The sequence below is a fragment of the Streptomyces sp. 142MFCol3.1 genome (assembly GCF_000424945.1).
GTDB lineage: Bacteria > Actinomycetota > Actinomycetes > Streptomycetales > Streptomycetaceae > Streptomyces > Streptomyces siamensis.
Map to the genome: position 1 here is coordinate 29,397 of NZ_AUKV01000027.1, position 18,894 is coordinate 48,290.

An 18,894-nucleotide genomic window follows, 5' to 3' on the forward strand; every position below is an offset into this window, starting at 1 on the left:
ACTTCGGTGCACGTGCGCCGGGGCCTCGGCCGGTACCGCCCGCGACCGCTGCCGGCCAGTGAGGTCAGGACGGTACGGCATGAAGAGCGACGGAACACTCAAGCGTGAGGTCGTCACCAGTCGGTCGGTGTTCGGCGCACCGTGCTGGGTCAGCCTGACCACACGCGACCTGCGGGCCGCCGAAGCCTTCTACCATGCCGTCCTGGGCTGGGAGTGGCGCTCCGGCACCCGGATGGGCGATCAGTACCGGGTGGCCCGGGTGAACGGGATTCCCGTGGCGGGCGTCTCCGAGGTCGACTTCGTGGCGCAGACGGCCGTCGCTTGGATCCCGTACTTCGCGGTGTCGAGCGCGGACGAGACCGTGTCCCGCAGCCAGGAACGCGGGGGTACGACGGCAGTGGGACCGATCTCGCTGCCGCCCGGGCGGGCCGCGCTGCTGGCCGACCGGGACGGAGCGGTCTTCGGCATCTGGGAAGGTGAGCTCGTCTCGGGCTGGGAGGCCTGGCGCCACGCGGCTCCGGCCTTCGTACGACTGCACACCAGGGACGCCTTCGACGCCGCCATCTTCTACGGGGAGGTGCTGGGCTGGGCGTCCGCCGCCCCGGGTTGCTGCGAGGTCGACTACGAGGAGAACGAGGTCGTGCTGCGCAGTCGCGGCGACATCGTGGCCCGGATCCACTCGGGGGCGGTGGGCGCCGCGCCCGATCCCACCATCCGGCCGCACTGGCAGATCCACTTCGCGGTCTCCGACGTGGAGGCGTGCGCGCGGGCGGCACGTGCCAACGGAGGCACGGCCCACCAGCAGGGCGTCGGCTCGACGGAGGCGGTCCTCACCGACCCGGACGGCGCGCACTTCACGGTGACGTCGGAGGGCAACGTCTAATAGATGATTGACTCCAAGGGGTCCTGGACTGCGCGTTGAGGCGCTGAACAGCAAGAACGCGGTCTGCTGTTGCGGTTGTCGGCAGCAGCAGGGGATGAGCATCACCGGCAGACGGTGTACGGCCGCTTCCGGACCTGGGAGTCGGACGGGACCTGGGAGCGGCTCTCCACCGCGATCTTGGCCGCGGCCGAGGCGGCCGGAGCGGTCGAGTGGATCGTGGGTCTGTCGCCTGGGACGCGGGGCTCGGCTGTGGCGTAGCGGAAGCCCGGGCGTGGGCTCGCCTGGGCCGGAGTTCCCCGCCGTACCGGCTGGGAAACCGCTGTCGGGCAAATGGATCAAGATGATAGAACTACCGCCGTGCACAAGACTCTTGAGTTTCCCGATCTGCTGCGGCTGATCGACGAACGTGCAACCGCCTTCCGCGCCGCGGTCGCCGCCGCGCCCAGCCTCGACCTGCCCGTGCCGACCTGCCCCGGGTGGACGCTGTCCGACCTGGTGCAGCACATCGGCGAGGGCCGCCGCCGCTGGGCCGCCACGGTCGCCGCCGGGCCGGACGCCACGTCCAGGACCCCGGCCCGGGGTGACGCGGTCGCGCCGCAGGAGCGCGAGGCCGTGCCGGCCTGGCTGGCCGCCTCGACCGAGCTGTTGCTGGCGGCCCTGCGGGAGGCCGGTCCGGACCAGGGCTGCTTCACCGGCTGGGGTGACACGCAGACGCCGCACACCGCCGGTGGCGTCGCCCGGCACCAGGTCCAGGAGATCGCGGTGCACACCTACGACGCCCAGCTCGCCGTGGGCGAGCCGGCCTCACTGCCTGTCGAGGTGGCGCTCGACGGTGTCGAGGAGACCCTGTTCATCACCTGCTTCACGACGAGCGCCTGGCCGCACAAGCCCACTGCCTTCGACTTCCACGCCACCGAGGGCCGCTCCTGGCGTCTCACGGTCGACGGCGACGGTGCACGGACCACCCGGCTGCCCGCTGCCGGCGAGGACCCGGACGCGGCAGGCGTCTCCATTCGCGGCACGGCCAGTGATCTGGTCCTCTACCTGTACGACCGCATTTCGGCGGACTCCCTGCAACTCGACGGGGACCCGAAGCTGCTCGACCTGCTCCGCGCCTGGGAACCGGAGGACTAGCAGGGCGTGACGACACGCCACCGCGCACAAACCGGCCGCTTGAATCGCGAACGGTCTCGTACCGAACGGTGGCGGTCTCACTGGGTGATCGATTCCAAGGGGTGGCCGCGCGGGATCCGCGTGCGCCACGGCGAGGATCGCCGCCCGGTGCGGCCCCGGCAGCCGGGCCAGGGCACGCGCGGTGCCTCGGCGCCCGCCGGTCCGGGACCGGCCGCGCCGCGTGCCGGGTAGATCGCCGTGGGCTGCCAGGGCCGGGCGAAGCCGCTCACCACGTCGGGGCGCACGAACACGCCTCGGCATCAGCAGGACGCCGCGGCCGTCGGCCCCCTGCGCCTCCGCCTGGTGCGGGTACGTCGAGATGCGCGGAACGTTCCTGGTCGGCGGGGTGCTGACGCTCCTGGCGCTCACGGTCCTGACGTGGCCGGTGCGGGCCCGTCATGGCGGGCCCGCACCGGCCACGGCGCGACGGAATCCGCGGATCGGGCTCCAATAGAGGGTGACGGGACACCACCGGTACGACACGGGCCGCCGCACCCGTCGGTCGCGCGGCGGCGCGATGGAGGTCCGCGATGCCCAGTGCTCTCCGGCTCCTGCCCGCCCTCTCCCCCGCCCATCGCGACCAGCTGATGGGTGTGGCCCGCGAAGTGTCGTTCCCCGCGGACGGGCGGATCTTCGAGGCAGGGGGAACCGCCGACCGTTTCTGGGTGGTCCGCTCCGGAACGGTCTCCCTCTACCAGCAGGTCGTCGCGGGCAGACGGATCTCGGTCGCGACCCTGGGCCCCGGTGACCTGCTCGGCTGGTCGTGGCTCTTCCCACCGCACACCTGGGACTTCGGTGCCGAGGCCTTCAGCCCCGTACGCGCCTACGAGTTCGACGCGGCGGACGTGCGGGCCCTGTGCGACGCGGACCCGACGCTGGAGCTGTCACTGACCCGGACGATCGGCGCCATCCTGGCCCACCGGCTGGAGACGACCCGCGCGGCGCTCATCGAGCACTACGCGCGCCACGGCGGCGGGCACTGAGCGTGGCCCGGGCGGGCGCGCGGTCCGACCGGGCCCGGCCCGTCCGAGGGACGGGCCGGGCCCGGTTGGGATAGGAATCCTGTATGAACGACACCCTGAGCCCCTCGGACCCGACCGCCTCCCCCGGCACCCCGGCCTCCGCCCAGGGCCCGGACACGCTGGACACCCCGGCCCCCTTCGAGCTCCTCCCCGGCGCGGCCCATTCACCCGTGATCCTGCACGTGCCGCACTCCTCGCGGCTCGTACCGGCACAGGTGCGCGAGGGCATCGTCCTCGACGACGAGGCCCTCGATCGCGAGTTGGACCACATCACGGACGCGCACACCGCGGAACTGGCCGACGCCGTGGCCGAGTCGGCGCAGCTGACGCCGTGGCGGTTCGTCAACCGGCTCAGCCGTCTGGTCGTCGACCCCGAGCGCTTCCCGGACGAGCGGGAGGAGATGCTGGCCGTCGGGATGGGCGCGGTCTACACCCGCACCACGCACCGGGCGGCGCTGCGCCGCGCGGACGTCGATCCGCGGCCGCTGATCGAGCGCTGCTTCCACCCGTACGCGCGGGCGATGACGGAGGCAGTGGCCGACCGGCTGACCGCCACCGGACGCGCGGTGATCATCGACATCCACTCGTACCCGACCGCCCGGCTGCCGTACGAGCTGCACGGCGACGGCCCGCGCCCGCCGGTCTGTCTGGGCACCGACGCCTTCCACACGCCGCCGGAGCTGGTGACCCTGGCGGAGAAGGCGTTCGCGGGCCTGGGCGGGGTGGGCATCGACAGCCCGTTCTCGGGCGCCTATGTGCCGCTGCGCCACTACGAGCGGGAGCCCGACGTCACCGCGCTGATGGTGGAGATCCGGCGGGACGTGTACATGAGCGAACCGGGTGGCCCGGCGGGCCCGGGGTTCGCCCGGGTCGCCTCGGCGCTGACGGCGCTCGTGGACGCCGTGGGGCGGTAGCCGGGGAGCGCGCCCGACCCTGGGGTCGGGGTGAGCAAACGCTTGGTCACGGATCGGGGAGGCGCGGGACATGGCGGTCGTGGTCGTGTGGATGCGGCGGCACATCGGCGCCCGTGGACCACGGAGATGATCGCGACGGCCGACAAGCACGCCAACGTATCCACCGGACACCGGCGCGTACACCGCGCGCCGTTATCCGCCCGTGCTGGCGGACCACCTGCGCGACCGGGGGCGGCGCAAGGTCCCCTTCGACTCCGACCGTCCCGTGATCACGCCCGCTCGGGCACCGGAGCGCCTCGCGGCCCTAAGACTGGACGACGAGACGGCCGGGCTGTTCCTGTCGGGCAACACCCCGCTCCGTCTTCCGTCGCCCGGATCATTCGTAGATGCTGGGCCCGGAACAGTGTTCGACCGTGAGGTGAGGGCAGCCCAGCGATGGCTTTCCAGATCAGCGCCACCAATCCGGAGCACCCCGCGCTCCTGCTCGAACTGCCCTGGCAGCTTCCGCTGGAGGAGTGGCCCGAGCATCTCCTGGTGCCCCTGCCCCGCGGCATCTCCCGGCACGTCGTGCGCTACGCGCGCGCCGGGGACGAGGTGGTGGCAGTCAAGGAGCTCGCCGAGCGGCCGGCCGTGCGCGAGTACGGGCTGCTGCTCACCCTGGACCGGCTCACGATCCCCGCGGTCGACCCGCTGGCCGTCGTCACGGGCCGCACCGACGCGGCGGGCGAGCCCCTGGAGTCCGTACTGATCACCCGGCATCTCGGCGGCTCGATGCCGTACCGGTCGATGTTCGAGACGACGATGCGGCCGGCGACCATGCACCGCCTGATGGACGCCCTCGCCGTGCTGCTCGTGCGGCTGCATCTGGCCGGATTCGCCTGGGGCGACTGCTCGCTGTCGAACACGCTGTTCCGGCGCGACGCCGGTGCGTACGCGGCGTATCTGGTGGACGCCGAGACCGGGGAGCTCCATCCGCGGCTCAGCGAGGGGCAGCGGGAGTACGACCTCGATCTCGCCCGGGTCAACATCAGTGGTGAGCTGCTGGACCTGGAGGCGGCCGGGGCGCTGCACCCGTCGGTGGACCCGATCGAGTTCGGCATGGAGATCTGCGCCCGCTACGCGGGTCTGTGGCAGGAGCTGACCCGTACCTCCGTCTACCCGGCGGGCAAGCACCACTACATCGACCGGCGCATCCGCCGCCTGAACGACCTCGGGTTCGACGTGGCGGAGATGCAGATCGCGAGCTCCGGCAACGGCGACACCGTCACCTTCGTGCCCAAGGTCGTCGACGCGGGCCACCATCAGCGGCAGCTGCTGCGGCTGACCGGCCTCGACACGGAGGAGAACCAGGCGCGCCGGCTCCTGAACGACCTGGAGAGCTGGATGGCCACCCAGGACGACTACGCCCCCGGTGATCCCCTCGCGGCCCGGCCCGAAGTGCTCGCCCACCGCTGGGTGAGGGACGTGTTCCGGCCGACCGTGCGGGCCGTCCCGCCGGAGCTGCGCGGCTCCATGGACCCGGCCGAGATCTACCACCAGCTGCTCGAACACCGATGGTTCCTGTCCGAGCGCGCACAGCACGACATCGGCCTGGACACCGCCGTCGAGGACTACGTCACGAACATCCTGCCCAAGGTCCGCGAAGGGCTTCCGACGCAGGCGGACACCGCCCAGTCCGGCCGCGCCCTCCCCGTTCCTGAGCAAAGGTGACCGATCGTACATACGATTGGGCGTGTATCGGCCACCGGCACCCCCTGGGGCGTCCGCGCGGCCGGAGACATGAAACCTGCTCGGGGTGGGAGACGCATGGCACAGGCCGCCAGTCCAGCGCGGACCGTCATTATGACCGTGGATGACGATCCCGGGGTGTCGCGCGCCGTCGCCCGCGACCTGCGGCGCCGCTACGGCGAGACGCACCGTATCGTGCGCGCCGAGTCCGGGGACGCCGGCCTCGACGCGCTGCGGGAGCTCAAGCTGCGCGGCGACCAGGTGGCGGTGATCCTCGCCGACTACCGGATGCCGCAGATGAACGGGATCGAGTTCCTGGAACAGGCGCTCGACGTGTATCCCGGCGCACGCCGGGTGCTGCTGACCGCGTACGCCGACACGAACGCGGCGATCGACGCGATCAACGTGATCGACCTGGACCACTATCTGCTCAAGCCCTGGGACCCGCCGGAGGAGAAGCTCTACCCGGTCCTCGACGACCTGCTCGACGCCTGGCGGGCCAGTGACTACCGCCCGGTGCCGACCTGCAAGGTGGTCGGACACCGGTGGTCGGCGCGCACCTCCGGGGTCCGTGAGTTCCTCGCCCGCAACCAGGTGCCGTACCGCTGGTACTCGTCCGACACGCCGGAAGGGCAGCGGCTGCTGAGCGCGGCCGGGCAGGACGGGGACCGTCTGCCGCTGGTGATCACACCGGACGGCACGCCGCTGGTGGAGCCCGCGGACCCGGATCTCGCGGCCCAGGTCGGCCTGGCCACGACACCGACCGCGGAGTTCTACGACCTCGTCGTCATCGGCGGCGGCCCGGCCGGGCTCGGCGCCGCCGTGTACGGCGCGTCCGAGGGACTGCGGACGGTCCTCGTGGAGCGCTCGGCGACCGGCGGTCAGGCGGGGCAGAGCTCCCGGATCGAGAACTATCTCGGCTTCCCCGACGGCGTGTCCGGCGCACAGCTCACCGACCGGGCGCGGCGACAGGCGGCGAAGTTCGGCGCGGAGATCCTCACCGCGCGCGAGGTGACCGCCCTGGAGGTCACCGGAGCGTCGCGCACCATCCGGTTCTCGGACGGCTCCGCGATCTCCGCGCACTCGGTGATCCTCGCCACCGGCGTGTCCTACCGGCAGCTGGAGGCGCCCGGCCTCGACGAGCTGACGGGCTGCGGTGTCTTCTACGGTTCGGCGCTGACCGAGGCGGCCGCCTGCCAGGGCCACGACGTGTACATCGTGGGCGGCGCGAACTCGGCCGGGCAGGCCGCGATGTATCTGGCGCGGGGTGCGAAGTCCGTGACGATCCTCGTGCGCGGCGACTCCCTGTCCGCGTCCATGTCGCACTACCTGATCCAGCAGATCGACGAGGCGCCCAACATCAGCGTGCGCACCGGCACGGTCGTCGAGGCGGCGCACGGCTCGGACCACCTGGAGCAGCTCACACTGCGCGACGTGACGAGCGGGCACACCGAACTCGTCGACGCCCAGTGGATGTTCGTGTTCATCGGCGCGGCCCCGCTCACCGACTGGCTGGAGGGGACCGTGCTCAGGGACAGTCGCGGCTTCATCATGGCCGGCCCGGACATGACGCCCGACGGGCAGCCGCCGCGGGGCTGGGAGCTGGACCGGCCGCCGTACCACCTGGAGACCAATGTGCCGGGCGTGTTCGTCGCGGGAGACGCCCGCGCCGAGTCCGCGAAGCGGGTCGCGTCCGCCGTCGGAGAGGGAGCCATGGCCGTCATGCTCGTCCACCGTTATCTGGAGCAGTCGTGAGCGGGCGGCCGCTGCCGTGCGACGCGGCGGAACTGGGCACGCTCTTCCTGTTCGAGAAGCTGAGCCCGGAGCAGTTGGACCGGCTGTGCCGGGAGGGCCGGGTCGAGGAGTTCGAGCCCGGCTACGTCTACCGCGAGGGCGAACCCGCCACCTGCTTCTTCGTGCTCCTGGAAGGCACCCTGGTGATGTCGCGCCGGGTCGGCGGCGACGACGTGGAGATCAACCGCAGTTCCCAGCGCGGGGCGTACTCGGGGGCCATGCAGGCCTATCTGACCGGCGGGGAACAGGCCCGGTACAAGGGCTCCGTCCGTGTCACGGAGCCCTCGCGGTTCTTCGTGCTGCCCGCGGAGACCTTCGCCGCGGTCCTGCGGGACTGGTTCCCGATGGCCGTCCATCTGCTGGAGGGGATGTTCTTCGGCACGCAGAACACCCAGCGGACCATCAACCAGCGTGAGCGGCTGCTGGCGCTCGGCTCACTGTCCGCCGGGCTCACGCACGAGCTCAACAACCCTGCCGCGGCGGCCGTGCGGGCCACCTCGACGCTGCGGGACCGGGTCGGGCACATGCGGCACAAGCTCGGTGTCATCGCCGCCGGGCCCTACCAGCGCGACGCGCTCAAGACCCTCGTCGAGATCCAGGAGCGGACGGCCGAGCGGGTCGCCAAGGCGCCGTCCCTGAGCCCGCTGGAGGCCTCCGACCGGGAGGACGCGCTCACCGACTGGCTCGACGACCACGGCCTCACGGGCGGCTGGCAGATAGCCCCGACGTTCGTGCAGGGCGGCCTCGACGTCGACTGGCTGGAGCAGGTCGCCGCGGCCGTCGACGAGGAGATCCTTCCCGGCGCCATCGGATGGCTCAACTACACCGTCGAGACAGAACTGTTGATGAACGAGATCGCGGACTCCACCACACGCATCTCCCATCTCGTCGACGCGGCCAAGCAGTACTCGCAGCTCGACCGGGCGCCCTACCAGGTGGCCGATGTGCACGAACTCCTCGACAGCACGCTGATGATGCTGTCCGGGAAGATGGGTTCCGGCATCAAGGTCGTCAAGGAGTACGACCGCGGCGCGCCCAGGATCCCCTCCTATCCCGGCGAGTTGAACCAGGTGTGGACCAACCTCATCGACAACGCGGTCTCGGCGATGGACGGTGAGGGCACGCTGACGGTGCGCACCGCGCACGACGCGGACCAGTTGCTCGTCGAGTTCGGCGACACCGGGCCAGGGGTGCCGGCGGAGATCCGTGACCGCATCTTCGACCCGTTCTTCACCACCAAGCCGGTGGGTGAGGGCACCGGGCTCGGCCTGGACATCTCGTGGCGGATCGTCGTGAACAAGCACCACGGGAGCCTTCAGGTGCAGTCCGTGCCCGGCGACACGCGCTTCCAGGTACGACTGCCGCTGACGGCACCGGACACCCCACAGGAGACATCATGACCACGCCGAGCGGAATCGACCCGTCCGTCCCGCCGAGCGGCACCGGCTGCGGCGACTGCGACGCCGTGGGCGGATGGTGGTTCCATCTGCGGCGCTGTGCCCAGTGCGGCCACATCGGCTGCTGCGACGACTCACCGTCCAAGCACGCCACCGCGCACGCACAGAGCACCGGGCACCCCGTCATCCGCAGTTTCGAGCCGGGTGAGGCCTGGTTCTGGAACTACGACACGTCGGAGCTGTTCGACTCGGGGCCCGACCTCGCGCCCCCGGGGTGCCACCCGGCCGACCAGCCGACGCCCGGACCTGCCGGACGCGTTCCGGCGAACTGGGCCGAGACGCTGCGCTGAGTCGGTGGTGTGCCGCGTGCCCCGGCCGGCCGGGGCACGCGGCACGCCGGAACGCGGCGCGCCTCAGAGGACCGAGGCGCCGTACATCTCGCCGAGCGGTTCGGCGAGCAGTTCGACGCGGGCGCCGTCGGGGTCACGGAAGTAGATCGAGGTGCTGCTCTCCTCGGCGTACTCGACCCCGGCGGCGTCCAGCCGCTCGCGCAGCTGTCCCCAGGTGGTGGGATCGACCGAGATCGCCAGGTGGTGGAGTCCGCCGAGCACCTCCTGGTACGGGCCGAGATCGAAACCGGGGAAGTCGAAGAAGGCCAGCAGATTGCCGTGGCCGAGGTCGAAGAAGAAGTGCGTGGAGCCCTTGTAGTCGCGGTTCTCGATCATCTCCGTGAGGGGGAAGCCGAGAACGCCCTGGTAGAACCGGACCGTCCGCTCGACGTCCGAGGAGAGCAGGGCGACGTGGTGCACGCCCCGGGCCGAGCTGGCGGGCCTGTCCTCCTTGAGATGCGCGTCCATGATCCGTCGGCGTTCCGCCTCGATCGCTGCCAGGTCCACCGCACCCATCGGAAGCTCCTCACACCGGAAGTGACCACCACTTGTTGGGGAATTCAACCACTTTGCGCCTACTCTAGACCTCCGTCCCTCCCCGTCAAGAACGCGCCGCGGGGCGTGCTGACGACTCCGTCCGGATGCGGGTCGCGGCGCACGGGACGATCCTGGAAACATGTCCGGACGGGCTCCTTTGATCGTGCACCCGGCCTTGGGTACCAGCGGCCGCCAGGTGACCGCGCGGGGCGAGAATCTGGGCGTGGCCTTCTCGGACGAGGACCTCATGGAACTGCTCGGCAGGGCCGGCCTGCCCGACGCGGAGGACGTCCTCGACGACCCGTCGTGGGTGCAGTGGCGCGGGGGCCAGGCCCACTACTACGGAGCCGCGTAGCGACTCGGCACCGCGAGGCGGCGGGGAAGCGCGCCACGACCGGCCGCGCACCGCCGGGACCGGCGTGTCGCTGTAGCACGGGTGCGGCCGACAGGGTGGTCGCGTTGCTCCGAACGGGGGGCACGCTCACCCGACCCGGTGGGCGGTGCCACCGTCGCGTACCACCGGCGTGTACACGCGCGTTGCCCCCACATGGAGAGCACTCACACAGCCCTGCGGCCCGTCCCGACCGGTGGCCGCACGGCCCGCCCGTACGCCGAAGCGATCGACGACCAGCGCGGCCATCCGCCGATCTACGCCCAGCTCGTCGCGGAATGGCGGGCCGAGGGCCGGGGGGTTCCGGAGCGGCGTGCGATCCGTCAGGTGGTGTGGGCCTCCTTCGCCGCACCCGTCCCGGAGAAGGACGAGGCGGAGTCCGTGGCCGCGGTGGCCGCCGTGCGCACCGTGCCCGCCGTGCCCGTTCCCCGGGGTCTGCCCGGCTGGTGACCCTAGTCCTGGCCGAGGGGCGCCAGTACGGCGAGGGTTCCGTTGGCCTGACGCAGCGCCAGCTCCAGGGGGACGGCGAGGTGCAGCGCGCCGGTCCCCTCCGGGGGGATGATCCACTCCAGCGGGCCCGCGGACCTGTAGGGCGGTGGCACGGCGATCCACGAGCCGCGGCCGAGGTGGCGCAGCCCGTCCCCCACCCAGTGGCTGGCCGGGTCGGGCGGCAGGAAGAAGCCGACCCGGCGGGCCGCGGAGTCCACCAGGGTGGGCCCCGGGACCCGTAACGGTTCGCACCACAGGATGTCCAGGGCGAGCAGCCCGAGTGGTTCCGGCACGCTGACCACGTCCCAGAAGCGCCCGGCCTCCAGCAGTACACCGCCGTTGCCCTGGTCCCACTCTCGCTTGCAGGACCGGGGATCCGTGGCCGCCGCGGCGAGCCACTCCACACTCTGCATCCACATCGCGTTCGTCATGGACCACCCCCGGGACGTGCCGCCGCTCTCGCAGAGCGCGGCGGACCGATATGACCTGGAGGCCCCGCGGTCGCCCATCAGGCCCTCGGCATATGCATGTTGGTAGATATTTCTACCTGGCGGAAGGGGTGGCGCGACCTGGCGTTTCCACCGGGCCGTCAGGGTGCGGTCACGGGGGCACGCAGCGACCGCAGCCGGCCGCCGCCCAGCGGGGTGGTGTGCCACCGCACGGTGAAGGTCCGTTCGGGAAGCGAACAGGTCAACGTCAGACGGTGCGGGGTCTCCAGGAACAGCACGTCGGCCACGAGGGTGTTCCGGTCGGCCCATCCCCCGCTCACCGCGGTGGGAACCCGGCCGGGCTCGACCCGCCAGCCGTCGACACCGAGCCGCAGCCCGAGCGGTTTGTCCCCCTCGGACAGCGTGAGGCTCCAGTCGGCCCCCTCACGCCCGACGGCGACGGCGGTCAGGCTCCGCTGGGCCGCGCAGGTGCCACCCGCCGGTGCGAACACCGTCCCCGCCCAGGCATCCCGCTCCGGGGGCTCGGGATGCGCCTTCACCGGCGGCAGGGCGAGCCGCGCGAGGCGTCGCGCCAGCCCGTCGTCCGCCCCGCCCGGAAGGGGCGCGGGGCCGAACGCGGGCAGCAGGTGCCGCCACATCAGGTTGAGCAGGTCCTGCATCTGCTCGGTCGCCGCGGTCGTCGCGATCACCACGTCGTGCTCCGGCAGGACGACACAGAACTGTCCGAACGCCCCGTCCCCGCGGTAGCCGTGCCGGGACCGCCAGAACTGGAACCCGTACCCCTGCTGCCAGTCGGACTGCGCCCCCTCGGCCGTACCCTCCGCGTTCGAGACATGCGCGCGGGTGGCCTCGGTGATCCAGGAGGCCGGGAGCAGCCGCCGTCCCTCCCAGACGCCGTCCTGCAGGTACAGCTGGCCGAGCCGGGCGATCGCGTCGGTCGTGGCGTGCAGGCCACTGAAGCCTAGGTCACGGCCCTCGGGGTGCTGCTGCCAGGCGACCTCGCCGATGCCGAGCGGGTCGAACAGCCGGGGCCTCAGGTATTCGGTCAGCGTCCGGCCGCTCACCCGCTGCACGATCGCGGCGAGCGTGTAGGTGGCGGGCTGGTTGTACGCGAAGACGGTGCCGGGGTCGCGGTCCGGCGGGATGCGCAGGAAGCCGCGGACGATCTCCTGTCGGTCGTTCCGCACCGCCTCGTCGTGGGTCTCGGCCAGATGGCCGCTGGCCATGGCCGCGACATGGCGCACCAGCATGGCCCGGCTGCGCGGGTCGGTGATGTCCGCCTCGAACTCGGGGAAATACGAGACGACCGGGTCGTCGAGGTTCAACAGCCCTTCGGCGACGGCGAATCCCGCGGCGGTGGACGTGAAGCTCTTGCTGACCGAGTAGAGCAGGTGGAGGCGGTCGGGCGTGAACGGCGCCCACCAGCCGGAGGCCACGACGTGACCGTGGCGCAGGATCATCAGGCCGTGCGGCTCGATGTCCGGGGCGGCCTCGACGGCATCGAGGAACGCGTGGATGCCCGCCGGGTCGACTCCCTGTTCGGCGGGCGTGCTGACAGGCAGTGGACGGGCGCTCATACGGGCGGCCTCCGGTCTCGGGAGGGTGGGCTGGGTCCGGGGGCGGGAACCGCGACATCATGAAGCAGTACCGCGTGCATGTCACATCTTTCCGGGGCGGACTCGCACCTGTCCATGGCAGGCGAGGATCCCGCCCCCGGCACCACGAGCGTCGCGGAAAATCCCGCCCCGGCACCACGAGCGTCGCGGAGGATCCCGCCCCGGCACCACGAGCGTCGCGGAGGATCCCGCCCCGGCACCACGAGCGTCGCGGAGGATCCCGGCGCCCGCACCACGGGCCCCGCCTACGATTCCCGCACCGGCAGGGGGGCGAGGCCGGACGCGTGGTCATGTCAACTCGGTCCATCGCCCAGGGGGATGACAGTGCTTGACAGGCCACCGTCATAATGCTGGGGTGATTCCCCCCTCCCCCACATCCGTACAGCGCGTCCCCGTCGTCATCGTCGGCGCGGGACCGGCCGGCCTCGCCCTCGGCAACATCCTGCGCGCCGCCTCGGTGGACTGCGTGGTCCTGGAGACCGAGAGCCGTGACTTCGTCGAACAGCGGCCCCGGGCCGGCTTCATCGAGGAGTGGGCGGTCCGCGCCCTCCAGGAGAGAGGGCTCGCCGAACACCTCGCGCGGCGGGCGCAGGCCCACGGCGAGTGCGAGTTCCGCGTCGACGGCGAGCGTCACCGATTCCGGTACGCCGAGCTGACCGGCGACCGCCACTTCGTGTACCCGCAGCCCCTGCTGGTGACCGACCTGGTGCGTGAGTACGCCGACGTGCGGGGCGGCGACATCCGCTTCGGCGTGCGGGACGTGGCCCTGCACGGCCTCGACGGCGACCGGCCCTCGGTGCTCTACACGGACCCGGAGACGGGCGAACGCCGGCGCGTCGACTGCGAGTTCGTCGCCGGCTGCGACGGCGCACGCGGGGTGACCCGGGCCAGTGTGCCGCAGGAGCACGGATCGCTCGCCCGGTACGAGTACGGCGTCGGGTGGCTGGCGCTGCTCGCCGAGGCGCCGCCGTCCTGCGACTGTGTCGTCTTCGGCATCCATCCGAACGGCTTCGCCGCCCACATGGCCCGCAGCCCCGAGGTGACCCGCTACTACCTGGAGGTCCGGCCCGGCGAGGATCCGGAGAACTGGCCGCACGCACGGGTGTGGTCGGAGCTCAGGACCCGGCTGTCGGTGGCGGGTGCGCCGGCGCTCGCCGAGGGCCGGCTCATCGAGAAGCGGGTGCTGGACATGCACGGCTATGTCGTGGAACCCATGACGTACGGCCGACTGTTCCTGGCGGGCGACGCCGCGCACCTGGTGGCGCCGATCGCCGCGAAGGGCATGAACCTGGCTCTGCACGACGCCCTGCTCCTGGCGGACGCGTTCGTCGCCCACTTCACGGCGGGCGACGACAGCGGGCTGAGCGCGTACTCGGGTGCGAGCCTGCGAAGGGTCTGGGAGTACCAGGAATTCTCGCAGTGGTTCGCGGAGTTGCTCCACGGGCCGTCGTCCGGCGACCCCTACCGGGCCGGATCCGCGGGCGCGCGGCTGAAGCGGATCCTGGGCTCGCCCGCCGCCGCGACCGCCTTCGCGAACTCCTACATCGGCAAGGGCGTGGGACGGTGAACCACCGTGCGGCCGTGGCCTGAACTCTTCGCACGCACGGACGGCGGCAGCGGTCCGCGCGAGAAATCCGGGCTCCGAAGCCGCTGACCGTTGAACACTCCATGTCACACCCGCCGTACTTCCGGGAAAGCGACAGCCCGGTGTGCAGCGAGGGATGACGATGGTCGAGGTACAGGACTCCACGGGCGACTTGGTGGCCGGACGGTACAGGCTGATCGAAGTCGCCCACGAGGAGGAGGGCCGCGTCGGCTGGCACGGCCAGGACGTCGAGTTCCGAAGGCCGGTCACCCTGACCCGGTCACGGCTGCCGGAACACCGGCGCGAGGAGGCGGAGCACCTCACCGCCCGTCGCATCCTGCGCGAGTCCGAACAGCTGGCGATGGTCTGTCCGGGCCGGGTCGCCACGGTCCTCGACGTGTTCGAGGAGGACGACTGCGTGTGGACGGTCACCGAGCGCACCGAGGGCACCGTGCTGTCCGCGCTGCTCGGCCACGGGCCCGTGAACTACGTCCGGGCGGCCCGCATCGGACTGGGCCTGCTCGACGTCCTCACGGCCGCCCACCGGGAGGGCGTGACACACGGGGATCTCAGCCCCGGGCAGGTGTGCCTGCACGAGCGCGGCACCGTCACGCTCAGCGGGTTCGGGCTGATGGGCGCCACCGGCTCGCCGCGTGTCACGGCACCGTCGTACGCCTCTCCGGAGCAGGCCCGCGGTGAGGGCACCGGGCCGGCCGCGGACCTGTGGGCCCTGGGCGCGATCATGTACGCCCTGGTCGAGGGGCGGCCCGCGATCCGGGACCGCGGACGGCTCGACGCCACGCTCCGTGCGGTGGACCGGCTCCCGATCAGGGCCCCGCTCAATGCCGGCCCGCTCGGACCTGCCATCCAGGGGCTGCTGCGCAGGGATCCGCTGGAACGAGTTCCCGAGCCGGTCGTACGCGCGTCCCTGACCCGCGTCCTCAAGGACGAGGGCGACGCGGCGGCGGCACATTCGGCCCCGCCGGCCGTGTTCCACCCACCGGGCCCGCCCCGCGGCGGTACGGGGTGGACCGTACGCGGTCGGTGGGTGAGCCGGCCGGTCCTGCTGGGCGGGGCGCTCGCCGTGACCGTCGCCTGCTTCGCCGCGCTGACCGCGGCGGGCGGTCTGCCCGGCGGCGGCACGTCGGCGTCCGGTGCCGGCACCTCCCGGTCCACGCCCGGCGACCCGTCGGGGACACCCACGGGACGCTCCTCGCTCCCCGCCCGGCCGGCCTCGCCGTCCTCGTCCGCCACGGCCGACGGGAAGAAACCGGCCGGCTTCGCCACCTACCGGGCGCCCCAGGGGTTCGCCGTCGATCTGCCCGAGGGCTGGAAGCCGCGCGGCACCGAGAAGTCCAGCGACGGGTCCTACCGGGTCACCTTCGGTGCGAGCGGGGATCCGCGCACCCTGGCCGTCACCTACAGCACCCGCCTGGGTCCCGATCCCGTCGCGGTGTGGAGCGCACTGGAGCCGTCGCTGCGCGGCGACTCCAGCGGCTACGCCCGCGTGGGTGACATCCGGGCCGTGGACTACCGCGGCCGAAGAGGCGCCGACATGGAGTGGTTCTCGGAGTCCGAAGGGGTCCGCGAGCGCACGTTCGGCCGGGGCTTCCTCCTCGGCGGGCGCACGGGCTTCTCCCTGAGGTGGACGACCCCCGCGGACGACTGGGAGAGCAAAGCCAACCGGCGGGCGCTGGAGGTCTTCCTCCAGTCCTTCCGGCCGGCTTCACCGTGACCCGGGTCCTGCGGCACACTCCCGGCACGTGGGCCCCGGCCGGTGCTCCTCGGACGTGGCCCCTGTCCGAGAAGTCCCGGCCGGGGCCCACGTCCGAGGTGGCTCAACGCGCCTTGGACGTACGCGGATCGGGTCGTCGCTGCGACAGCCACAGCGCGACCTCCTCCGCGATGGGCTGACCGCTCTCCAGCTCGACGAAGCCGAACTGACCGCCCTGGTTGCACTCCAGGAACCACCAGACGCCGTCCTCGTCCTCGGCGAAGTCGAAGGCGGCGTAGGCGAGTCCGGTGAAGGCCAGGTAGTCGTGGACCGACCGGGCGATGCGCTCGGGTACCGCAGTGGTCTCCCAGGTGTGTCCGGTCTCGCCGAACCGCCCGTCGACCTGTCCCGGCACCGCCGCCTTGCGGGCGGCGAACAGCCGGGTGCCCACCCCGGTCAGCCGGATGTCGGCCCGCTTGGGGATGTACTGCTGCAACAACGCCGGTCCCGCCGCGACTCCGGTGAAGTCCGCGCCGGGTCCGACGAGGGTGGTCGGCAGCGCCACCGGCGGCTCGCCGGGAGGCGGGCCCGAGGCGGACTTCACCACCACGTCCCGGTACTGCTCGACGAACTGCTTCGCCACCTTCGGTGCCGTCGTGATGATGGTGGCCGGCACCGCGAAGCCACTGCTGTGGGCGACCCTGAGCTGCCAGGGCTTGTGCCGGGCCTGCTCGGCCCGGCGCGGGTGGTTCATCCACCGGGTCGAGGCGGAGTAGAGCATGCCGAACAGCGCCTGCCGCGTCTCCGCGGTGAGCCACGCCGAGGGTTCGGGCGCGTGCGCCGCCGGCTCACCCGGCCTGCGCACCCACACCGACCGCAGGCCGCCCATGCTGAGCACGTGGCCGTTGACCGACAGATAACCGTCGAAGTCGCCGTGGGCGTAGTCGGCCGACAGCACCGCCTTGCCGGGCACGTCGGCGGGGTCGAGGCGCACCATCGGTACGCCCCGTTCGTGCAGTCTGGCCACCACCATGTCGGCGGTGACGTCCTGCTCTGCCGTGAGAATGAGGACCGTCATGCTCGCGGGCGGCCGTCAGTCGTCGAAATGAGTCTGTGAACCGGCCGTGGACGTGGTGGTTCCGGTGGCCATGAGGAGCGCGCGGTCGCTGACGGCGGGGCGGCCGTCGGGCAGGACGTTCAACTGCAGGGACACGTCGAAGTGGTAGGGGGGCACTGCGGCCGACTGTCCTGTGGGCAAGGCGTAGTTGAGGGTGAACGGTCGCACGAAAGATCCTCCCGCCGTTTCACAATGCTCGACGCCCACCCGTACGTGTCATGACCGTAAGGAATTCATCACTTTCTGCCACATCGGGGTGAAGGCCATCACATCGCGTCGATTCCGGCTTGCTCGTTTCCGTTTTGCTGGGTTTGCCGCTTGCTTGTCACTCGGAGGTCCGCCCGGATCCGGTCTGCGCGTGCGCTTCCCACACCCAAACCTTCGGCCAAAGCTTCATCCTCAGTGACATGAACGCAGCGCCCTCCCAGAACAGTTCCCGTTTCGGGGAACTTTTCTTCAGTCCGGAAAATCAGCCGCGCACCGGCATGTCCCGCTGTGTGAGCGGGAGTTGGCGCACCGTCACACTGACTCGTGCCGGTACGAGTTCATCCGGGCGACGAGGGCGTGCGGGTTGTCCGGGCCGAAGCAGAGCGCGAGGTTCGCCGCGGACTCGCGGGCCGCGGACTCGGAGCGCGGGAAGAGTTCCGCCTCGTACGCGGTCAGCGCCTTCTCGACGTCGCCGGGGTGGGCGGCGAGGGCGCGGGCGAGTTCGGCGCCGTCGAGCATGGCGAGGTTGGCGCCCTCGCCCGCGAACGGGGACATCAGGTGCGCGGCGTCGCCGAGCAGGGTGACACCGGGCACTCTTTCCCAGCGGTGGCCGACGGGCAGCGCGTGGATCGGCCGCGGGACGAGCGCGCCGTCCGCGTCCTCGATGAATGCCCGCAGGCGGTCGTCCCAGCCGTCGAAGTGCTCCAGGAGACCCTTCCTGGCCGCCGCGGGGTCGGCGAAGTCGAGGGCACCGGCGGTGGCCCAGTCGGCAGGTGCCCTCAGGGCGGCGTAGACGTGGAGCGAGCCGTCGGGATCGCGGTGGCCGAGGAAGCCCTTCTCGTCGCCGAGCGCGATGAGCATGCCGCCTCCGACGGCGGCGGCGCTCTCCGGGTGCCGGACGTCGGCGTCGAGGAGGTGCAGTTCGACGAACGAGACCCCCGCGTACTCGGGGACGGCACCCGAGAGCAAGGGGCGCACCCTCGACCACGCGCCGTCCGCGCCGACCAGCAGGTCGGCGGTGAACGACTCGCCGTCGGCGAGCGTCACTTCGTGGCGGCCGTCGTCGAGCGTCCGGGCGCCGGTGACCTTGGCGCCCCAGCGCACCGCGCCTTCCGGCAGGGAGCCGAGCAGAAGGTCGCGCAGGACGCCCCGGGAGACCTCGGGCCGCTCGCCCTGCGCACCGTCGTCCTCCATGTGGACGGTGGCCTGCTTGTCGAGGATGCGCATCGCCTCGCCGCCGGCGTGCACGGCGGCGAGGAACTCCTCGTGGAGACCCGCGATCCGCAGTGCGGCCTGTCCGGATTCCTCGTGCATGTCCAGCATCCCGCCCTGTGTGCGGGCGGTGGGCGAGGCGTCGAGATCGAAGACGGCGGCGGCGATGCCGTGCAGGTGCAGGACGCGGGCGAGCGTCAGGCCGCCGAGGCCGGCGCCGATCACGGCTATGGGGTGATGGCGAAGTGCGGGCATGACAAAGCTCCTTGTGTGGGGT

At 71.8% G+C, this 18,894-nt stretch carries 18 protein-coding genes; 12 read left to right on the forward strand and 6 right to left on the reverse strand.

The features are described 5' to 3' along the window. The first annotated feature begins 79 nt into the window (after positions 1-79). From H305_RS0132545 to H305_RS0132590, 8 genes are all read left to right on the forward strand, one after another. Positions 80-883 carry a VOC family protein gene (locus H305_RS0132545; RefSeq protein WP_028804135.1) on the forward strand — a complete coding sequence of 268 codons (804 nt, stop codon included), beginning with the start codon at positions 80-82 and terminating at the stop codon, positions 881-883. 357 nt (positions 884-1,240) lie between these two features. Then, positions 1,241-2,017, forward strand: coding sequence for a maleylpyruvate isomerase family mycothiol-dependent enzyme (locus H305_RS0132555; RefSeq protein WP_028804136.1), 777 nt, complete (start codon positions 1,241-1,243; stop codon positions 2,015-2,017). Positions 2,018-2,586: 569 nt separating this feature from the next. Then, positions 2,587-3,039, forward strand: coding sequence for a cyclic nucleotide-binding domain-containing protein (locus H305_RS0132565; protein WP_028804138.1), 453 nt, complete (start codon positions 2,587-2,589; stop codon positions 3,037-3,039). A gap of 83 nt (positions 3,040-3,122) precedes the next feature. Next, positions 3,123-3,992: an N-formylglutamate amidohydrolase gene (locus H305_RS0132570; RefSeq protein ID WP_078629366.1), complete on the forward strand. Its 870-nt coding sequence runs from the start codon at positions 3,123-3,125 to the stop codon at positions 3,990-3,992. Positions 3,993-4,427: 435 nt separating this feature from the next. Continuing rightward, on the forward strand, positions 4,428-5,702 hold the full coding sequence (locus tag H305_RS47690; protein ID WP_051371197.1) for a DUF4032 domain-containing protein: 1,275 nt from the start codon (positions 4,428-4,430) through the stop codon (positions 5,700-5,702). A gap of 96 nt (positions 5,703-5,798) precedes the next feature. Continuing rightward, the gene (locus tag H305_RS0132580) at positions 5,799-7,475 is read left to right on the forward strand and encodes an FAD-dependent oxidoreductase (protein WP_028804140.1); all 1,677 of its coding nucleotides are present in this window, start codon (positions 5,799-5,801) and stop codon (positions 7,473-7,475) included. Beyond that, on the forward strand, positions 7,472-8,914 hold the full coding sequence (locus H305_RS0132585) for an ATP-binding protein (protein ID WP_028804141.1): 1,443 nt from the start codon (positions 7,472-7,474) through the stop codon (positions 8,912-8,914). The genes H305_RS0132580 and H305_RS0132585 overlap by 4 nt, the downstream gene beginning before the upstream one ends. After that, the gene (locus tag H305_RS0132590) at positions 8,911-9,261 is read left to right on the forward strand and encodes a UBP-type zinc finger domain-containing protein (RefSeq protein WP_028804142.1); all 351 of its coding nucleotides are present in this window, start codon (positions 8,911-8,913) and stop codon (positions 9,259-9,261) included. Before H305_RS0132585 ends, H305_RS0132590 begins: the two co-directional genes overlap by 4 nt. Before the next feature lie 63 nt (positions 9,262-9,324). Here H305_RS0132590 and H305_RS0132595 read toward each other — a convergent pair whose 3' ends face one another. After that, a complete protein-coding gene (locus tag H305_RS0132595) occupies positions 9,325-9,816 on the reverse strand; it encodes a VOC family protein (protein ID WP_028804143.1) in 492 nt (163 codons plus the stop codon). Positions 9,817-9,976: 160 nt separating this feature from the next. On the opposite strand from H305_RS0132595, the gene H305_RS0132600 reads away from it, so the two are divergent. Next, positions 9,977-10,192: a hypothetical protein gene (locus tag H305_RS0132600; RefSeq protein WP_028804144.1), complete on the forward strand. Its 216-nt coding sequence runs from the start codon at positions 9,977-9,979 to the stop codon at positions 10,190-10,192. A gap of 192 nt (positions 10,193-10,384) precedes the next feature. Then, positions 10,385-10,678, forward strand: a complete 294-nt coding sequence (locus H305_RS47695; protein WP_051371199.1) for a hypothetical protein — start codon at positions 10,385-10,387, stop codon at positions 10,676-10,678. Between the two features lie 2 nt (positions 10,679-10,680). On the opposite strand, the gene H305_RS0132610 is transcribed toward H305_RS47695, so the two are convergent. Continuing rightward, positions 10,681-11,148 (reverse strand): hypothetical protein, encoded by a 468-nt coding sequence (locus tag H305_RS0132610; protein WP_028804145.1) that lies wholly within the window; start codon positions 11,146-11,148, stop codon positions 10,681-10,683. Positions 11,149-11,306: 158 nt separating this feature from the next. Next, positions 11,307-12,743: a serine hydrolase domain-containing protein gene (locus tag H305_RS0132615; RefSeq protein ID WP_028804146.1), complete on the reverse strand. Its 1,437-nt coding sequence runs from the start codon at positions 12,741-12,743 to the stop codon at positions 11,307-11,309. A 394-nt stretch (positions 12,744-13,137) separates the two neighbouring features. On the opposite strand from H305_RS0132615, the gene H305_RS0132620 reads away from it, so the two are divergent. Both H305_RS0132620 and H305_RS0132625 read left to right on the forward strand, forming a co-directional pair. Continuing rightward, positions 13,138-14,349, forward strand: coding sequence for a 4-hydroxybenzoate 3-monooxygenase (locus tag H305_RS0132620; protein WP_028804147.1), 1,212 nt, complete (start codon positions 13,138-13,140; stop codon positions 14,347-14,349). A gap of 160 nt (positions 14,350-14,509) precedes the next feature. Beyond that, entirely contained in the window at positions 14,510-16,102 is a 1,593-nt protein-coding gene (locus H305_RS0132625) for a serine/threonine protein kinase (protein ID WP_078629368.1), read from the forward strand. 103 nt (positions 16,103-16,205) lie between these two features. On the opposite strand, the gene tgmB is transcribed toward H305_RS0132625, so the two are convergent. The 3 genes from tgmB to H305_RS0132640 all read right to left on the reverse strand — a co-directional run bounded on the left by tgmB (position 16,206) and on the right by H305_RS0132640 (position 18,872). Beyond that, complete coding sequence (gene tgmB, locus H305_RS0132630) at positions 16,206-17,159, reverse strand: ATP-grasp ribosomal peptide maturase (protein ID WP_028804149.1); 954 nt, start codon at positions 17,157-17,159, stop codon at positions 16,206-16,208. A 15-nt stretch (positions 17,160-17,174) separates the two neighbouring features. Continuing rightward, a complete protein-coding gene (gene tgmA, locus H305_RS0132635) occupies positions 17,175-17,366 on the reverse strand; it encodes a putative ATP-grasp-modified RiPP (protein WP_028804150.1) in 192 nt (63 codons plus the stop codon). Between the two features lie 351 nt (positions 17,367-17,717). Next, positions 17,718-18,872 (reverse strand): FAD-dependent oxidoreductase, encoded by a 1,155-nt coding sequence (locus tag H305_RS0132640; protein ID WP_028804151.1) that lies wholly within the window; start codon positions 18,870-18,872, stop codon positions 17,718-17,720. Positions 18,873-18,894: the final 22 nt, after the last annotated feature.